Consider the following 2,604-nt stretch of genomic DNA (forward strand, 5'->3'; position numbering starts at 1 on the left):
CAGCGCCTCGACAGGCTGATGCGGCTGCGCACCGCCGTCGCCGAGAACGAGGAACGGTTCGAAGCGGTGATATCCGCCGATTTTGGCCACCGTTCGGCCACCGAGACGACCATCGCCGAGACGCTGTTCCTGCTCGGCGAGATCAAGCACGCCGCCAGACATGTGAAGTCCTGGATGGCACCGCGGCGCATCGCGACCGCGCTGCAGTTCATGCCGGCCAAGAACCGCCTGCTCCCGCAGCCGCTCGGCGTGGTCGGCATCATCGCGCCCTGGAACTATCCACTGCAGCTCACCCTGGCGCCGGCGATCGGCGCGATCGCCGCGGGCAACCGCGTGATGATCAAGCCAAGCGAACTGACGCCGCGCTTTGCCGCGCTGCTGCGCGAGATCATCGCGGCCAAATTCGCTCCCACCGAGATGATCGTCACCGGGGTCGAGGACGACATCGCCAAGGCCTTTGCCACCCTGCCATTCGATCACCTGGTGTTCACCGGCTCGACCCGGGTCGGGCGACTGGTCGCGGAAGCCGCCGGACGCAATCTCACCCCGATCACGCTCGAACTCGGCGGCAAGTCGCCCGCGATCGTCGGCGAAGGCGCGCGCATGCCGCACGCGATCGAACGCATCGTGCTCGGCAAGCTGCTCAACGCCGGCCAGACCTGCATCGCACCCGATTACGTGCTGTTGCCCCGCGCGCGCGTGCAGGAGTTCATCGACGGCGCGCGCGCCGCGGTCGCACGCCTCTATCCGCGGCTCGCCGAGAATCCGCAGTACGCGGGCATCGCGAGCGAGCGCCACTACGCGCGCCTGTCCGGCTTGCGCGACGCCGCGATCGGCGACGGCGCCGTCGCGCACGCGCTCGCCGACGCGCCGGCCGGCGCGCGCGTGATCCCGCCGACGCTGCTCACCGGCGTCGACGACCGCATGGGGGTCATGCAGCAGGAGATCTTCGGGCCGCTGCTGCCGATCGTCCCGTACGATTCGATCGACGAAGCGATCGCCTACGTCAACGCGCATCCGCATCCGCTCGCGCTCTACGTGTTCGACGACCGCCGTGCGGTGGTCGATCGCGTACTCGACGCGACGCTCGCCGGCGGCGTCAGCGTGAACGACACGATCCTGCACATCGCCCAGCACCACCTCCCGTTCGGCGGCGTCGGCGCATCGGGCATGGGCGTGTACCACGGCGAGGACGGCTTCCGCACGTTCTCGCGCATGAAACCGGTGTTCCGCCAGGCGCGCTGGAATCTCGTCGGCCTGCTCAACCCGCCCTATCGGACGACGTTCCGGCGCATGCTGCGCATGCTGCTCGGCGGCTAGCGGCGTCGCGGAGCGCCTTTTCTGGGCACGGCGCAAGCCGCGATGCTTCTTCTTCGATGTTGTCCGGAGAGCATCGCGGCGTCCGCCGCACCGTCAGGAAATCGCTTGCGCCTGCCGACGCCTCAAGACGTGGCGGCGACCGGCGCGCCGCGCACGCGACCCTTCGCGTCCGCGATCACGCGGCGCATCCACAGGCTCGAGTCGTCGAGCAGCGAGTAGATGCACGGCAGCGCGAGCAGGGTCACGATCGTCGAGAACGTGAGGCCGCCGGCGATCGCTCGCGCCATCGGGAAGTACGGCGGACCGTCGCTCCACGCCTCGGCGCCGCCGAGCGCGAGCGGCAGCATGCCGAGGATCGCGGTCGCCATCGTCATGAGCACCGGGCGCAGGCGCTCCATCGCACCGAGCACGAGCGCCTCGGTGCGCAGGTGGCCGTGATGGCGCAGCTGGTTGATGTGCACGATCATCACGATGCCGTTGTTCACGACCACGCCCATGAGGATCAGGATGCCGATCGCGGCCATGATCGAGAACGTCGTGCCGCTGAGCCAGAACAGCCAGAACACGCCGAACACCGAGAATACGAACGTGGTGAGGATCGCGAGCGGGTAGATCAGCGACTCGAACATCGCGCACATGACGATGTAGACGAGCGCGAGCGCGATCAGCGTGTTGAACAGCATCTGCTGGCCGGCCTGGTCCTCGCGGTCGAAGCCCTCGCCGAAGCTCCAGCGATAGCCGGGCGGGAACGCGAACGTGTCGAGCGCTTCGGTGATCTCCTTGCGCGCGTCCTGCATCGTCTTCTTCTCGCCGAGGTTGGCGGTGATCTTCAGCGCGGTGAGGCGGTCGACGCGCTGGATCGCCGACGCGGTCTCGTGCGAATCGGTGCGCAGCATCGTCAGCAGCGGCACCTGGGTGCCGTCCGGCGCGCGCAGCTTGAAGTCGGACAGGCCGGACAGGCTCTGCGTGTCGGCGCCCTGGAAGCGCAGCCATACCGGCAGCTGGCGATCGTCGGCATGGAAGTCCTTGAGCGGCATGCCGCGCAGCGCGATCTGGATGTAGTTCGCGACCGTCTGCGCGTCGAAGCCGTACTGCTTGGCACGGATCCGATCGACCTGGGTCGCGACTTCGCGATCGCCGTTGCCCTTCTCGGCGCGCACGTCGCGCAGGCTCGGCAGGTGCGAAAGCACATTGATCACGTTCGGCGCGAGCTCGCGCAGTTCCTCCATCGAATCGCCGATCAGCGAGATGTCGACGCCGCCGCCGAGTCCGCCGTCGCCGTTG

At 68.3% G+C, this 2,604-nt stretch carries 2 protein-coding genes; one reads left to right on the plus strand and one right to left on the minus strand.

Going from position 1 to position 2,604, the window contains the following annotated elements; all coding sequences use genetic code 11:
- Positions 1 to 1,320: coniferyl aldehyde dehydrogenase (locus VI238_RS10285; RefSeq protein WP_331651002.1), on the plus strand; the 1,320-nt coding region annotated here is incomplete at its 5' end.
- 122 nt (positions 1,321 to 1,442) lie between these two features.
- Here the strand turns inward: VI238_RS10285 and VI238_RS10290 are convergent.
- Positions 1,443 to 2,604: efflux RND transporter permease subunit (locus VI238_RS10290; protein WP_331651003.1), on the minus strand; the 1,162-nt coding region annotated here is incomplete at its 5' end.

It is taken from the genome of Dokdonella sp., from assembly GCF_036518555.1.
Lineage (GTDB): Bacteria > Pseudomonadota > Gammaproteobacteria > Xanthomonadales > Rhodanobacteraceae > Dokdonella_A.